This window comes from uncultured Williamsia sp. (assembly GCF_947494875.1).
GTDB lineage: Bacteria > Actinomycetota > Actinomycetes > Mycobacteriales > Mycobacteriaceae > Williamsia_A.
Genome location: NZ_CANLWM010000007.1, coordinates 46,519 through 61,672, shown reverse-complemented (window position 1 = coordinate 61,672; position 15,154 = coordinate 46,519). Strand labels below are relative to the sequence as shown.

Here is a 15,154-nt window from a genome sequence, read left to right as displayed (position 1 = left end):
CGGGGCCGGGGGTTGAGCACCACATGAGCGACTTCGACCCCCGGGACCTGATCGCGGCGTCCAGTCTCGGTGTCCTGGCCACCATCCGGTCCGACGGTCTGCCGCAGCTGTCGCCGGTCACCGCGGTGTACGACCGCGGGACCGACAGCATCCGCGTCTCGATGACCGAGGGGCGGGCCAAGACAGCGAACCTGCGGCGTGATCCGCGGGCGGCCATCGAGTTCACGTCCGCCGACGGCCGGTCGTGGGCGACGGCGCAGGGGCCGGTCACCCTCGACGGCCCGGGAACCGATCCACACGGCCCCGAGGTCGACGCCCTCGTCGAGTACTACCGGCTCGGCAGCGGCGGCGAGCACCCCGACTGGGAGGAGTACCGCCAGGTCATGGTCGACGACCGGCGCGTGCTCATGACGATGACCGTCGAGCACGTCTACGGGGCCGCACTGGGCTGATCCCTGTGCGATGACCGTTGTTCGAAAACATGTTCGACCACGCGGTATCGTCGGGAGGTGGGCTGGAACGAGGGTCCGCCGACCTGGGCGGAGATGGAGCGGGTCCTCTCGGGCCGTGCTCCCGCCGGCGGCCGTCCCGGGGAGGGGTACCTCGGCGACGGTGGTGACAGCCCCGCCTGGTCGCGCAAACGCGAGCCCTACCAGGCCTCCGACGTCGAGCCGGTCCGCAGCACTGTTCCCTACGCCGAGCTGCACGCCCACACCTCCTACAGCTTCCTCGACGGTGCCAGTTCGCCGGAGGACATGGTCACCGAGGCGCACCGGCTGGGACTCGAGGCGCTTGCCGTCACCGACCACGACGGCCTCTACGGCGTCGTCCGGTTCGCCGAGGCGGCCCGCGAGTGGGGTCTGCCGACGGTGTTCGGTGCGGAACTGTCGCTCGAGCACGACGTCGCCCGCACCGGCGTCCCCGACCCGCAGGGGCATCACCTGCTGGTGCTCGCCCGCGGGCAGGAGGGGTACCGCACGCTGTCCCGACGGATCGCCGTCGCGCAGATGGCGGCGGGGGAGAAGGGATTGGTCCGCCACGACGTCGACGCTCTCGCCGACGCGGCGGACGGCAACCTGCTGATCCTCACCGGATGTCGCAAGGGTGCCGTGCGCGCCGCCCTCGACGCCGAGGGTCGATCCGGCGCCGTGCGCGAACTGCGGTCGCTGCTCGACCGGTTCGGCCGCGACAACGTCGTCGTCGAACTCACGGCGCAGTCGATGCCGACCGACGACGAGCGCAACGCGGTCCTCGCCGACGTCGCCGCCGCGCACCGGGTCGCGACGGTCGCCACCACCGGCGCCCATTTCGCGGCGCCCGACCGTCGACGCCTCGCGATGGCGATGGCCGCGGTGCGCGCCCGGTCCACCCTCGACGAGATCGCCGGGTGGCTCGGCCCGCTCGGTGGGGCGCACCTGCGCAGCGGTGACGAGATGGCGCGACTGCTCTCGGCCCACCCCGAGGCCATCGACACCGCGGCGAAGCTCGGCCGCGACTGCGCCTTCGAGCTGCGGCTCATCGCCCCGGAACTGCCCCCGTTCGACGTGCCCGACGGCCACACCGAGAACACCTGGCTGCGGGAGTTGACGATGCGCGGTGCGCTCGACCGCTACGGCACCCCGACGTCACACCCGAAGGCGTACAGCCAGATCGAGCACGAACTCGCCGTCATCGCCACCCTCAACTTCCCCGGCTACTTCCTCGTCGTCCATGACATCGTCGACTTCTGCAAGCGCAGTTCCATCCTGTGTCAGGGCCGGGGGAGTGCCGCGAACTCCGCGGTCTGTTACGCCCTGGGCATCACCAACGTCGACCCGGTGCGCAACGCCCTGCTCTTCGAACGGTTCCTGTCACCGGAGCGCGACGGTCCACCCGACATCGACGTCGACATCGAGTCCGACCGCCGCGAGGAGGCCATCCAGCACGTCTACTCCCGGTACGGACGCGAGTACAGCGCCCAGGTGGCCAACGTCATCACCTACCGCGGGCGGTCGTCGGTGCGGGACATGGCCCGTGCGCTGGGGTATTCGTTGGGACAGCAGGACGCGTGGAGCTCCCAGGTCAGCCGGTTCGGGCGCACCGTCGACGAGAAGCGCAACCCCGAACACGACATCCCCGCCGAGGTGATCGAGCTCGCCGAGCAGATCGAGGACCTTCCGCGGCACATGGGGATCCACTCCGGCGGCATGGTGATCTGCGACCGCCCCATCGCCGACGTCTGCCCCACCGAGTGGGCCCGGATGCCGGGACGCAGTGTGCTGCAGTGGGACAAGGACGACTGCGCCGCGATCGGACTGGTCAAGTTCGACCTCCTCGGGCTCGGCATGCTGTCGGCGCTGCACTATGCGATCGACCTCGTCGCCGAGCACAAGGACCTCCACGTCGACCTCGCCCGCATCGACCTCGGTGAGTCGGCGGTGTACGAGATGCTCTGCGCCGCCGACTCGGTCGGGGTGTTCCAGGTGGAGTCGCGCGCACAGATGGCGACGCTGCCCCGGCTGAAGCCGCGGGAGTTCTACGACCTCGTCGTCGAGGTCGCGCTGATCCGCCCCGGACCGATCCAGGGTGGGTCGGTGCACCCGTATGTCCGGCGGCGCAACGGACTCGAGCCGGTCCTGTTCGAGCACCCGTCGATGCGCGGTGCGCTCGAACGCACCCTGGGTGTGCCGCTGTTCCAGGAACAGCTGATGCAGCTCGCGGTCGACGTCGCCGGGTTCGACGCCGCCGAGGCCGACCAGCTGCGTCGCGCGATGGGCAGCAAGCGGTCGCCGGAGAAGATGGAACGTCTCAAGCAGCGGTTCTACGACGGGATGCGCATCACGCACGGCATCACCGGAGACGTCGCCGACCGCGTCTTCGAGAAGATGGCCGCGTTCGCCAACTTCGGCTTCCCGGAGAGCCATTCGCAGAGTTTCGCCGCGCTGGTCTACTACTCGTCCTGGTTCAAGCTGCACCACCCAGCGGCGTTCTGCGCCGCGCTGTTACGGGCGCAGCCGATGGGTTTCTACTCGCCGCAGTCGCTGGTGGCCGATGCCCGCCGGCACGGGGTGCGGGTGCACGGTCCCGACATCAACATCTCGCTGGCGTACGCGAACCTGGAGAACGAGGGCCTCGAGGTGCGGATGGCGCTGGGCTCGGTGCGGCACATCGGTGACGACGTCGCGCAGCTCATCGTCGACCGGCGGGAGGCCGGCGGCCCGTATCGCAGCCCGGCCGACCTCGCCCGACGCACCCGACTCACCGAGCGGCAACTCGAGGCGTTGGCCACCGCGGGCGCGTTCGACTGCTTCGGCGGCAGTCGGCGACAGGCGTTGTGGGACGCCGGGGCCGCGGCGCTCGAACGCGACGACCAGCTGGAGCTGGTGGCGGCGTCGCAGGCGCCGGTGTTGCCCGGACTCGGCGACGTCGAACTGGCCGCCGCAGACGCCTGGGCGACCGGCGTCACGCCGAACTCGTATCCCACTCAGTTCCTCCGACCCCGGCTCGACGCGATGGGCGTCGTGCCCGCGGACGGGTTGTTGTCGGTGCCGGACGGGTCGCGTGTGGTGGTCGGGGGAGCGGTCACCCACCGACAGCGGCCGGCGACCGCCTCCGGCGTCACGTTCATCAACCTCGAGGACGAGACCGGCATGGTGAACGTCGTCTGCTCGGTCGGGCTGTGGAAGCGCTACCGCCGCCTCGCCTCGAGCGCGTCGGCGCTGATCATCCGCGGCACCGTCCAGAACGCCGAGGGGGCGGTCACCGTCGTCGCCGAACACCTCGAACGCATGGACCTCCGCGTCGGGACACGATCGCGCGACTGGCGGTAGCGACCGTGGCACCATCGGTCGCGATGGACGGCGGTCGAGGAGAGAGTGGGTTCGCAGAACCCGTCCCAGGGGCAACCCCTGGGTGCACGCCACAGTTGGTCCCTGCGTCCGACGCCGTACAGCACGCTGCGCGTGCCTCGCGGCGCCGCGATGAGAAGTTCCCGGTCACCTCGCCCACCGTCCGTCACCTGCCATGACCCCTCGTCACTTCTCCGCAGACGAGGCCGACGCGGTGGCCGCACGGTTCGCGGCGGCGTTCACCGCATGGACGTGGCCCGAGGTGCAGAGGGCACTGCTGGCCGCGGGTGTGGACGTCGAGACAGCAACCGCGGTGGGTGAGCGTCTGTTCACACCGGAGGATGCGCTGTTCGTCCTCGGCGTCGATCCAGCCGATGCACGAGAGGTCGTCCGGCGCGCGCTCGGCCCGCACATGACCCCCGACCCCGACCTCACGTCACTGATGGGGGGCACACCCGAACTGCAGGGACCGACGTCGACAGGTTTGGTGCCCGATGACCTCCCCGACATCTACGACGTGGAGCAGCTCGCCCACTGGCTGAACGTCACCGTCCCGGAACTGGAGTGGTTCGCCGACGACGGAGGCTGGCTGCGCATCGCGCGACAACCGCTGCGCCACTACCGGATCCACCGTCGGGAGAAGCGTGACGGGCATCGCGTCATCGAGGCACCCAAGCCGCGGATGCGCGAGACCCAACGCCGGTTGCTGCGTCGGCTGATCGAGCGGATCCCACCGCATCCGGCCGCCCACGGGTTCGTGCGCGGATCGTCGACCGCCGATTTCGCCGCGCCCCATGCCGATCGGCCCGTGGTGCTCCGCGTCGACCTCCGCCACTGCTTCGAGTCGATCGGTGTGGCGCGGGTCCGCGGCGTCTTCACCGGCACCGGGTACCGGCCGTCCATCGCCCGCATCCTCGCCGACCTGTGCACGACCGCGACCCCACCGTCGGAGCTCCACGGCCTCGACCCCGTCCACGCGGGACTGCTGAGGTCCCGGCATCTCCCGCAGGGCGCGCCGACCTCGCCGCATCTCGCGAACCTGGTCCTGCGACGGCTCGATCGTCGCCTCGACGGATACGCACGACACAACGCTCTGCGCTACACGCGGTACGGCGACGATCTCGCGTTCTCCGGCGAGCGCATCGACGGTGAGCGCGTGCTCTGGACCGTCGGACAGATCGTCGACGCCGAGGGGTTCCGCGTCCACCCGGACAAGACGCGGGTGATGCACGCCCACCAACGGCAAGCCCTGGCCGGTCTGGTGGTCAACGATCGCCCTCGCGTCGCACGTTCCGAGTACGACGCGCTCCGCGCCCTTCTCCACAACGCCGCGCGTACCGGGGCCGCCGCCCAGAACCGCGACGGACTGCCAGAGTTCCGTGCCCACGTCTACGGCCGAATCGCGTGGGTCGGCGCCACGAGTCCGGTGCGACGGGCCCGGCTCCGCGCGATGGCGTCCGAGGTCGACTGGGGACCCGAATCGACCTGATCCATGCGTTTCGCCTTCCCAACCGGGGTTCGCCCGCCGGATGTTCCGGGCGAACCCGCCACCGGGTGGCGCAGAGCCCAGATCGCGGGCGAACCCATCACCTCGCGGGCGACGCGAACCGTCACACCGCGCCGTCGAAGCCGTTCTGTCGCCAGGCCTCGTAGACGACGATGCTCGCGGCGTTGGCGAGGTTGAGCGACCGTCGTCCGGCGAGCATCGGGATGCGCAGGCGGGCGGTCACGTGCGGGTCGGCGAGGACCTCCTGTGACAGTCCCGTCGGCTCCGGGCCGAACAGCAGCACGTCGCCAGGGCGGTAGTCCACGGCCGCGAAGTTGTCGGTGGCGTGCGCGGTGAACGCGAACACCCGCTCGGGCTGCAGCGCCGTCCACGCCGCGTCCAGATCGCGGTGGACCGTGACCGAGGCCATGTCGTGGTAATCGAGGCCCGCACGGCGGACCTTTGCCTCGTCGAGGTCGAACCCGAGCGGCTCGACGAGGTGCAGCTCCGAGCCCGTGTTGGCGGCCAGGCGGATGGCGTTGCCGGTATTGGGCGGTATGCACGGCTCGTGGAACAAAATGCGGAACACGGACGCTCACTGTGCCGGATGGGGATGGCCGACGACCAGCGGACACCGCCTCCTGTCGAGCACACGAGAGAGATCCGATGGCCTCAGCATTCACCCGCGACACCGTCCGCCGTCTCGGCGGCGCGGTCGGTCGGTACGTGCGGTCGGCCCCCGGGACCTTCATCTGGCTCGCGATCCTCTTCGTGACCACGATCGTGGCGCACCGCGTCGGCGCGCACGACCTCACCGACATCCTGCGCAGCCGGTCGACGAACCTCCGCCACCTCATGCACGACCCGGTCCCCAGCCTCGTCCGCAGCGCCCTCTGGATCGACGGCGACGGCTGGTTCCTCTACGCGATCGCCTACGCCACCATCCACGCCACGGTCGAACGGTGGCTCGGCACGGCCCGGTGGCTGCTCGTGGTGGTCGTCGCCCACGTCGGCGCCACCTACATCAGCCAGAGCGTCCTGCTGTGGGCCATCGACACCGGCCGCGCCCCGCAGTCGTCCATCAACGTCATCGACATCGGCGTCAGCTACGGACTCGCCGGCGTCGCGGGCATCCTCGTGTACCGGCTCGCCCGGCGGTGGCGCGCGCCCTACCTGGTCGGACTCGTCGCGCTGGCCCTCACCCCGGTCGTGTGGCCGCTGTTCAGCGGTGGTCACCCGACGTTCACCGACATCGGGCACCTGTGCGCCGTGCTGATCGGGTTGGGCTCGTACCCGCTCGTCCGGCTCGGGATGCGCGAGCCCAGCGTCCGCGTGGAACTCCCGCCGGTGTCGCCGCACATCGTCGAACGGGTCGACGCACCCCTGCCGCCGGTGTCGCCGCACATCGTCGAACGGGTCGCCGAGTCGGATCTCGCCGCCGACCCGCTGGTCGCGGCCCTGCCCCACCTGCGCCCGGTCGCGGCCGTGCGCGTCCGCGTGACGACATTGGCGGCATCGGCATCCCGGGTGAGCCGAGTGCGGCGGGCCTGATCCCGGCGGCCGGCGCGCGATCGGCGACAATGGACGGCGTGACGGCGACAGCACTGGACGGCAAGGCCACGCGCGACGAGCTCTTCACCGACCTCCGCGGCCGGGTCGAGGCGCTCACCGCCGCCGGTCGGACGCCTGGTCTCGGCACGATCCTCGTCGGCGACGACCCCGGCTCGCAGGCGTACGTCCGCGGCAAGCACTCCGACTGCGCCAAGGTCGGCATCGCGTCGATCCGCCGTGACCTCCCGGCGGATGCGACCGCCGCCGACATCGACGCCGCCATCGACGAGCTCAACGCCGATCCCGCCTGCACGGGCTACATCGTCCAGCTTCCGCTGCCGAAGGACGTCGACGCGACCGCGGCACTCGAGCGCATCGACCCGCGCAAGGACGCCGACGGACTGCACCCGGTCAACCTGGGACGCCTGGTGTTGGGCGCGCCCGCGCCGCTGCCGTGCACCCCGCGCGGGGTCATCCACCTGCTGCGCCGTTACGACATCCCCCTGGACGGCGCCCGCGTCGTCGTGGTCGGGCGTGGTGTCACCATCGGCCGCACGATCGGACTGCTGCTCACCCGCCGCAGCGAGAACGCCACGGTCACGCTGTGCCACACGGGCACCCGCGATCTGGCCGGAGAGGTGTCGCGCGCCGACATCGTGGTCGCCGCCGCAGGCTCCCCGCACCTGATCACCGCGGACATGGTGGCGCCCGGCGCGGCTGTCGTCGACGTGGGTGTGAGCCGCACCGAGTCGGGTCTCGTCGGCGACGTGCACCCCGACGTCTGGGACGTCGCCGGTCACGTGTCGCCCAACCCGGGTGGCGTCGGGCCGCTCACCCGGGCGTTCCTGCTGGCCAACGTGGTCGAGCAGGCCGAGGCCGACCTCGCGTCGACCGTCGGGGCGCCGGTGTGACACGGTCGCGGACCCCGCAGGCCATCCCGGCCGGGGGACGCACCGCCGCCTCGGTCCACCGGGCGCGGCGCGTCCGCTGGGTCCTCGTCCAGATCCCCTTCGTCCTCGTCGCGGCCCTGATCGTCCTGGCGTTCGTGTTCGTCATCGTCGACCGGTGGCGTCGTGGCGCCTTCGTCTTCGGCGCGGCCTCGCTGCTCGCCTCGGTCCTCCGCGCGGTACTACCGAGCTCGCGCGTCGGATTGCTGCAGGTGAGAGGCCGGTTCGCGGACGTCGTCGCGACCGCGGTCGCCGGCGGGATCATCATCTGGATGGCCGCCTCGATCGACGCGCTGGGCACCGGTATCGATCAATAGTAGGTCGCCCCGACCGGCGTCGACCCACTATCCTTGACGGGTTCGACGACCAGATCGGCGCGTGAGGACCCCGCGCCCGGCCCCGACACCGGAAGACGATGACGCACCCCACCACGACGACCCTCGGCCTGTCGGCCGGCAGCGGCATGGTCCACTGCGCGCTCGTCACGGTGGACGATCACGACCGCATCCGGGTCGATTCCCGCGTCATCGACATCGATCCCACCGACCGTCTCGACCGCGCCGGCCGTCTCAACTCCGGCATCGCCCTCATGCTCGACCGCGCCGCGGCCGCAGACCTCTCGGTCGGCGCGATCGGCGTGGCGGCGCGCGGCGGCGAGATCCCGACCGGCGGTGCCGGGACACGTCGGCAGGTCCACGTCATCGACGATCCCGAGGCAGTCGGGCGCGCGCTCGCGCAGTCGGGTGCGGTCGCCGCGCACCCGCGCGTCATCGTGGTCGACGCCGGCGACAGCGGGACCTCGGTGTTCGTCATCGACACCCGCGACGGCACCGCGACCACACCCGAGCGCACCACCGGGCTGTCCGGTGCGGCGATCGACACCGCACTCGCCGAGCGGGCGTCCGCGACGATGACCGATCTCGGCAGGCGGCGTCGTGCCGAATTGCGCAGCGCCTGTCGGACAGCGAAAGAGGAACTGGCGGAGGCAGATACGGCCATCGTCACCGTCGCCGGCCAGCGCTTCACCGTCACAGCGGCGATGGTCGAGGAGCTCGTCGCGGGCGGGGTCGCCGATGTCACCGACATCGTCACCGGCATCCGTGCGGGTGACCCCGCGCTGATCGACTCGCCGGTCGTCCTCGTCGGCGGTCTGGCGACGATGGCGTCGGTGCGGGCGGCGTTCGCCCGTGCGCTGGGGGAAGAGCCCTCGGTTCCCGACGCCCCGGAGCTCGTCGGTGCGGTCGGCGCCGCACTGGCCGCCCGTCCCGGACAGGGCGCGCCGACGGCACTGGAGTTCATCGGTGGTCGTCGACACCGCGATCTGCTGTCGGTCGTGCCCGTCGCGGTGATCGGCGCCGTCCTGGTCGCCGCGATGCTCACCGCCGTCGTGGTCGGGGTGCACGTCCAGGGAGCGTCGGTCACCGGTGACGGTGACACACCGGCCTCCTCGACGGTCGTCGCCACGACGACCGCGGCGACCTCGTCGACCACCACGCGCCCCGCCGCGGCGCAGACCACCGGACGAACGACGACCGACCGGACCACCACCACTGTCACCGACGAGGGCGAGGCGGGCGTCGTCACCACCACCTCGACCCCGGACGACTACAGCGGTGGATCGCAGCGCACGCCGCGTCCCTGGGCCACCACCGTGTTGCCGACCAGCGAGGGGACGAACGTCCCCACCTCCACGATCACCCCGCCGTCGACGTCCGCGCCGCTGGAGTCGTCGGTGGAGTCCGCACCGCTCACGCCCTACCCGTTCACGCCGATCCCGGGCCCGACCACAGCTCCCGAGTCCGTCGACCCCGACGGCGTGGGCGTGCAGGGTTTCTCGGCACAGCCGCAACCCACCACCGGCGCACCGGCCGCGCGCTGATCGAGAACGTCGCGGGTGAGATGTCCCCGCGGGCCGGCGGTCTCAGGCGCGGGCGAGTTCCATGGTGCGCTTGAGGAGATCCGCGACGGCGTCGAACTCGGTGAGGAAGCCGTCGTGGCCGCTGTCGGACTGCACCACGTGCAGTCCTCCCACGCAGCCGGGGAGTTGCTCGGCGAGCTCGGCCTGGGTCCGCAACGGGTACAGACGATCCGAGGAGATGCCCCCGACGATGCAGGGGACGTGGCAGGACTCGAGGGCTGCGCGAGTGCCGCCCCGATTGCGACCCACGTCGTGGTTGTTGAGCACCTCGCTGAGCACGACGTAGCTGCCAGGGTCGAACCGGGCGGCGAGCTTGTCGGCCTGGTGCTCGAGGTAGCTCTGCACCGCGTACCGACCGCCGGCCAACGGGTTCTCGTCGCCCTGGACGTTGTTCTGGAACCGGTTGTCCAGCTCGATCTCCGAGCGGTAGTACATGTGCGCGACACGCCGCGCGACGCCCAAACCGGCCGTCGGAGCCTGCCCGGTCCCGTGGTAATCGCCACCCTGCCAGGCCGGGTCGGCGGTGATCGCGGCGATCTGGGTGGTCTGCGTACCGATCTGGTCCGCCGTGGCGCGGGGTCCGACGGCGAGCACCAGCGCGCTGCGGACGCGGTCGGGGAAGCCGATCATCCACTCCAGCGATCGGGCCCCGCCCATCGATCCGCCGAGAACCGATGCGACGGAGTCGATCCCGAGCACGTCCATCAGGGCGACCTCGGCACGGACCTGGTCGAGCACGGTGATGTGCGGGAAACGGGACCCCCACGGCATCCCGTCGGGCCCGGGCGACGACGGACCGGTGGAGCCACCGCACCCGCCGAGGACGTTGGCCGAGATGACGCACCACTCGTCGGTGTCGACGGCGCAGCCGGGCCCGATCAACCCGTCCCACCACCCGGGCAGCGGATGTCCGGGCCCCGGCGGCCCGATGACATGGGAATCGCCGGTGAGGGCGTGCAGCGTGACGACGACGTTGTCGCGTGCGGGGGACAACCGCCCCCAACGCTGGAACGCGATGGTCACGTCGTCGATGACCTCGCCGTTGTCGAGCGCGACCGACCCGACGGACACGCGCGTCAGTTCACCGTCCGGGAGTGTCTCCCAGTCGGTCTCGGGGCGTGTCCGCGGGTCGATCGTCACCTCAGCGTGCCGCTCGGAATCCCTGCTCGAGGTCGGCGACGATGTCGTCGACACCCTCCAGTCCGACCGCCAGGCGGACGAGACCGGGGGTCACGCCGGCGGCGAGCTGCTCCTCGGCGATCAACTGCGAATGGGTCGTGGACGCCGGGTGGATCACCAGCGACCGGACGTCGCCGATGTTGGCGACGTGACTGTGCAGGGTGAGGGCGTCGACGAAGCGTTTGCCGGCGTCGACGCCACCGACGATCTCGAAGGCGACGATGGCGCCCTGGCCGCGCGGGGCCAGCTTCTGGCCGCGCTCGTACCACGGCGACGACGGCAGACCGGCGTACGCGACCGACTCCACCTGGTCATGCTTCTCGAGGAACTCGGCGACCTTGCGGGCGTTCTCGACGTGCCGCTCGATGCGCAGGCTCAGCGTCTCCAGGCCCTGCGAGATGAGGAAGGCGTTGAACGGTGCGATCGCGGAACCGGTGTCGCGCAACCACTGCACGCGGGCCTTCAGCGCGAACGCCGGCGCCCCGAGGTCGGCGAACACCGCGCCGTGGTAGCTGGGGTCCGGGGTGGTGAAGCCGGGGAACAGATCCTGGCCGTCGCGCTGCACGCGCCAGTCGAACGTGCCGCCGTCGACGATGACACCGCCGACAGCGGTGCCGTGTCCACCGATGTACTTGGTCGCCGAGTGCACGACGATGTCGGCGCCGTGCGTGAACGGCTGGATCAGGTACGGCGTCGCCACGGTGTTGTCGACGATGAGCGGCACACCGTTCTCGTGCGCCAGCGCCGACACCGCGGGGATGTCGAGGATCTCGTTGTTCGGGTTGGCGATCGTCTCGCCGTAGAACGCGCGGGTGTTCGGCCGCACCGCCGCCCGCCACGACTCGATGTCGTCGGGGTTCTCGACGAACGACACCTCGATGCCGAGCTTCGGCAGTGTGTAGTGGAAGAGGTTGTACGTGCCGCCGTAGAGCCGCGGGCTCGAGACGACGTGGCCGCCGGTCTCGACGATGTTCAGGATCGCGTAGGTCTCGGCCGCCTGACCCGACGAGACGAGCAGGGCGGCGACACCCCCCTCGAGAGCGGCGATGCGCTGCTCGACCGCGTCCTGGGTCGGGTTCATGATGCGCGTGTAGATGTTGCCCGGCTCGGCGAGTCCGAACAGGTCCGCGGCGTGCTGGGTGTCGCGGAAGGTGTACGAGGTGGTCTGGTAGATCGGCAGCGCCCGCGCGGAGGTGGCGGCGTCCGCCGTCTGGCCGGCGTGGATCTGCTTGGTCTCGAAGCTCCACGAGGCGGTGGGGTCTTCGGGCTCGAGGGTGCCGTCGTAGGGGAGATCGCTCATCGGTGAGGGCTTCCTTGTGGTCGCACCGGGCATCGCCGCCCGGGGGGTCCGACCATCGGACCCGCGCTTGCCGTGGGGACCGCACGCGGTCCCACAACCTGGTCTTTCACCCGGAGCACCCCACCGCGGTTGGAGGGTTGCCGGTCAGCCGAGCCGGGGCTTGTCGCTGACACTCATGACCTGGCGCCAAGGATATAGCATCGCGAATCCGATTCGGTCAGCCTTCTCGTTCGCGCTGATCGGAACCCCGACGGTCCCGACCGAGCACTCGGTGCGGACGGCGAGAGGGCGGCGGACTACGGTGGACGTGGCTCCACATCAGCACTCACGAGGTGCCCCGCCGGGGGCCGGCCACCACGCCGAGGAGGACGTTCAGTCACATGGGCAAGATCAAGGTAGAGGGCACGGTCGTCGAACTGGACGGCGACGAGATGACCCGGATCATCTGGCAGTTCATCAAAGAGAAGCTGATCCACCCCTACCTCGACGTGAACCTCGACTATTACGACCTCGGCATCGAGTACCGCGACGAGACCGACGACCAGGTCACGGTCGACGCGGCGCACGCGATCCAGAAGCACGGCGTCGGCGTCAAGTGCGCCACCATCACCCCCGACGAGGCCCGCGTCGAGGAGTTCGGTCTGAAGAAGATGTGGCGCTCGCCCAACGGCACCATCCGCAACATCCTCGGCGGCACCATCTTCCGCGCGCCCATCATCATCTCGAACGTCCCGCGTCTGGTCCCCGGATGGACCAAGCCCGTCGTCGTCGGACGTCACGCCTTCGGTGACCAGTACCGCGCGACCGACTTCAAGGTCCCCGGCGCGGGCACCGTCACCATCACCTACACACCCGAGGACGGCTCCGAGCCCATCGAGCACGAGATCGTGCAGATGGACAAGGAGGGTGGCGTCGTGATGGGGATGTACAACTTCAACAAGTCCATCGAGGACTTCGCGCGCGCCTCCTTCAACTACGGCCTGCAGCGCAACTACCCGGTGTACCTGTCCACCAAGAACACGATCCTCAAGGCGTACGACGGCGCGTTCAAGGACATCTTCGCCGACGTCTTCGAGAAGGAGTTCAAGTCGGAGTTCGACGCCGCCGGGATCCACTACGAGCACCGCCTCATCGACGACATGGTCGCCTCCTCCCTGAAGTGGGAGGGCGGCTACGTCTGGGCGTGCAAGAACTACGACGGTGACGTCCAGTCCGACACCGTCGCGCAGGGTTACGGCTCGCTGGGCCTGATGACCTCCGTCCTGCTGACCCCGGACGGCGGCATCTGCGAGGCCGAGGCCGCCCACGGCACCGTGACGCGTCACTTCCGCCAGCACCAGCAGGGCAAGCCGACCTCGACCAACCCGATCGCGTCGATCTTCGCCTGGACCCGGGGACTCGACCACCGCGGCAAGCTCGACAACACCCCCGAGGTCATCGAGTTCGCTCATCAGCTCGAGGACGTCGTCATCAACACCGTCGAGAGCGGCAAGATGACGAAGGACCTCGCGCTGCTCGTCGGCGGCGACCAGTCGTACCTGACCACCGAGGAGTTCCTCGGCGCGATCGACGAGAACCTCGCCGCCGCGCGCCGCGAGAACTGACGCGCGCGCAGCCCCCGTCCCGCGGTGTGAACAGTCTCACCGCTGCGTGAGGGATGCTCGCGGCCGCGGCTGCGGTTCGATTCCCTCGTGACCGTCACCGACCAGAACCTCACCGACCGCACCGACACCGCGACCACCGATGCGGCGCCGCTCGGTGCGCCGGTGTCGCGGTCGGTGCGGCGCTGGGCGATCCTGGCATTGGCTCTCGGCGGGTTCGGCATCGGCACCACCGAGTTCGTCGCGATGGGGCTCCTGCCCGACATCGCGTCGTCTCTCGGGGTGTCGGAACCCTCGGCAGGACACGTCATCTCGGCCTATGCGCTCGGTGTCGTGGTCGGTGCCCCGGTGATCGCCGCACTCACCGCGCGGGTGTCACGCCGTCGTCTGTTGATCGGCCTGATGATCGCGTTCACCGTCGGCAACCTGGCGAGCGTGGTCGCGCCCGACCAGACGACGCTGATGATCGCGCGCTTCGTCTCCGGGCTCCCGCACGGCGCGTATTTCGGTGTGGCAGCGCTGGTCGCGTCCCACCTCGCCGGTCCCGGCAGTCGCGCGAAGGCCGTCGGACAGGTGATGTTGGGGCTCTCGGTCGCCAACGTCGTCGGCGTCCCCGTCGCCACCTGGCTCGGTGAACACTTCGGTTGGCGATCGGCGTTCGCGCTCGTCGTCGTCATCGGACTGGCGACACTGGTCGCGCTGCTGCGGTACCTGCCGACGCTGGGGTCGATGACGATCACCAATCCGCTCACCGAACTGGGTGCGCTGCGCCGTCCCCAGGTGCTGTTCACCGTCCTCATCGGCATCGTCGGTTTCGGCGGCATGTTCGCCTTCTACACCTACATCCACACCACCCTCACCGACGTCTCCGGTCTTCCCGGCGCACTGGTGCCGATCGCGCTGATGCTGTTCGGCCTCGGCATGGTCGTCGGCAACGTGGTCGGCGGTGCACTGGCCGACCGGTCGGTGACGATGACGCTCGCCGTCGGTCTCACCGCCATCGCCGCGGTGCTGCTGGCCTTCGCGACGTTCGCCGGGATCGTGTGGGTGGCCGTGCCTCTCGTGTTCGCCGTCGGTGTCACCGGGTCTGCGCTGGTGCCCGCACTGCAGACCCGCCTGATGGACACCGCCGAGGACGCACAGACACTGGCCGCAGCGCTCAACCACTCCGCACTCAACGTCGCCAACGCGGCCGGCGCGTGGCTCGGTGGCGTCGTGATCGGCGCAGGCCTGGGCTACCGGGCGCCGTCGGTGCTGGGTGCGGGCCTCGCCGTCGCCGGTCTCGTGGTGCTCGCCGTCGCCGTGGCCGCGACCCGCCGCGGTCGTGTCGGCGCCTCTGCCTAGA

12 protein-coding genes and 1 riboswitch are annotated in these 15,154 nt (G+C 70.4%); of the genes, 9 read left to right on the top strand and 3 right to left on the bottom strand.

The genetic code is table 11. The features are described 5' to 3' along the window. Positions 1-23: 23 nt before the first annotated feature. The 3 genes from Q1A98_RS16405 (at position 24) to Q1A98_RS16395 (ending at position 5,316) form a co-directional block, all read left to right on the top strand. A complete protein-coding gene (locus Q1A98_RS16405) occupies positions 24-452 on the top strand; it encodes a PPOX class F420-dependent oxidoreductase (protein WP_299575475.1) in 429 nt (142 codons plus the stop codon). A gap of 57 nt (positions 453-509) precedes the next feature. Continuing rightward, positions 510-3,809 (top strand): error-prone DNA polymerase, encoded by a 3,300-nt coding sequence (locus Q1A98_RS16400; RefSeq protein WP_299575474.1) that lies wholly within the window; start codon positions 510-512, stop codon positions 3,807-3,809. Between the two features lie 193 nt (positions 3,810-4,002). Continuing rightward, the gene (locus Q1A98_RS16395; protein ID WP_299575472.1) at positions 4,003-5,316 is read left to right on the top strand and encodes a reverse transcriptase family protein; all 1,314 of its coding nucleotides are present in this window, start codon (positions 4,003-4,005) and stop codon (positions 5,314-5,316) included. A gap of 121 nt (positions 5,317-5,437) precedes the next feature. Here the strand turns inward: Q1A98_RS16395 and Q1A98_RS16390 are convergent, their stop codons facing one another. Beyond that, positions 5,438-5,902: a tRNA (cytidine(34)-2'-O)-methyltransferase gene (locus Q1A98_RS16390; RefSeq protein WP_299575470.1), complete on the bottom strand. Its 465-nt coding sequence runs from the start codon at positions 5,900-5,902 to the stop codon at positions 5,438-5,440. Between the two features lie 77 nt (positions 5,903-5,979). Here Q1A98_RS16390 and Q1A98_RS16385 point away from each other — a divergent pair, with 77 nt between their 5' ends. The 4 genes from Q1A98_RS16385 (at position 5,980) to Q1A98_RS16370 (ending at position 9,690) form a co-directional block, all read left to right on the top strand. Continuing rightward, complete coding sequence (locus Q1A98_RS16385; protein WP_299575468.1) at positions 5,980-6,864, top strand: rhomboid-like protein; 885 nt, start codon at positions 5,980-5,982, stop codon at positions 6,862-6,864. 38 nt (positions 6,865-6,902) lie between these two features. Further along, a complete protein-coding gene (locus Q1A98_RS16380; protein ID WP_299575466.1) occupies positions 6,903-7,775 on the top strand; it encodes a bifunctional methylenetetrahydrofolate dehydrogenase/methenyltetrahydrofolate cyclohydrolase in 873 nt (290 codons plus the stop codon). Positions 7,776-7,798: 23 nt separating this feature from the next. Continuing rightward, a complete protein-coding gene (locus Q1A98_RS16375; protein WP_299575970.1) occupies positions 7,799-8,128 on the top strand; it encodes a DUF3017 domain-containing protein in 330 nt (109 codons plus the stop codon). 98 nt (positions 8,129-8,226) lie between these two features. Then, positions 8,227-9,690, top strand: a complete 1,464-nt coding sequence (locus Q1A98_RS16370; protein WP_299575465.1) for a hypothetical protein — start codon at positions 8,227-8,229, stop codon at positions 9,688-9,690. A gap of 42 nt (positions 9,691-9,732) precedes the next feature. Here Q1A98_RS16370 and Q1A98_RS16365 read toward each other — a convergent pair whose 3' ends face one another. Together Q1A98_RS16365 and Q1A98_RS16360 are read right to left on the bottom strand one after the other, a co-directional pair. Then, positions 9,733-10,869, bottom strand: coding sequence for a homoserine O-acetyltransferase (locus Q1A98_RS16365; protein ID WP_299575463.1), 1,137 nt, complete (start codon positions 10,867-10,869; stop codon positions 9,733-9,735). Position 10,870: 1 nt separating this feature from the next. Then, the gene (locus Q1A98_RS16360; protein WP_299575461.1) at positions 10,871-12,208 is read right to left on the bottom strand and encodes a bifunctional o-acetylhomoserine/o-acetylserine sulfhydrylase; all 1,338 of its coding nucleotides are present in this window, start codon (positions 12,206-12,208) and stop codon (positions 10,871-10,873) included. A 58-nt stretch (positions 12,209-12,266) separates the two neighbouring features. Beyond that, a riboswitch (SAM riboswitch) is annotated at positions 12,267-12,389 on the bottom strand. Positions 12,390-12,588: 199 nt separating this feature from the next. Here Q1A98_RS16360 and Q1A98_RS16355 point away from each other — a divergent pair. After that, positions 12,589-13,812 (top strand): NADP-dependent isocitrate dehydrogenase, encoded by a 1,224-nt coding sequence (locus Q1A98_RS16355; RefSeq protein WP_299575459.1) that lies wholly within the window; start codon positions 12,589-12,591, stop codon positions 13,810-13,812. A gap of 162 nt (positions 13,813-13,974) precedes the next feature. Continuing rightward, positions 13,975-15,153 carry an MFS transporter gene (locus tag Q1A98_RS16350; RefSeq protein ID WP_299575969.1) on the top strand — a complete coding sequence of 393 codons (1,179 nt, stop codon included), beginning with the start codon at positions 13,975-13,977 and terminating at the stop codon, positions 15,151-15,153. Position 15,154: the final 1 nt, after the last annotated feature.

Coding starts and splice junctions, on each gene's coding strand:
- Q1A98_RS16405 (WP_299575475.1), top strand. CDS start 24: ATGAGCGACTTCGACCCCCGGGACCTGATCGCGGCGTCCAGTCTCGGT.
- Q1A98_RS16395 (WP_299575472.1), top strand. CDS start 4,003: ATGACCCCTCGTCACTTCTCCGCAGACGAGGCCGACGCGGTGGCCGCA.
- Q1A98_RS16385 (WP_299575468.1), top strand. CDS start 5,980: ATGGCCTCAGCATTCACCCGCGACACCGTCCGCCGTCTCGGCGGCGCG.
- Q1A98_RS16370 (WP_299575465.1), top strand. CDS start 8,227: ATGACGCACCCCACCACGACGACCCTCGGCCTGTCGGCCGGCAGCGGC.
- Q1A98_RS16360 (WP_299575461.1), bottom strand. CDS start 12,208: ATGAGCGATCTCCCCTACGACGGCACCCTCGAGCCCGAAGACCCCACC.
- Q1A98_RS16355 (WP_299575459.1), top strand. CDS start 12,589: ATGGGCAAGATCAAGGTAGAGGGCACGGTCGTCGAACTGGACGGCGAC.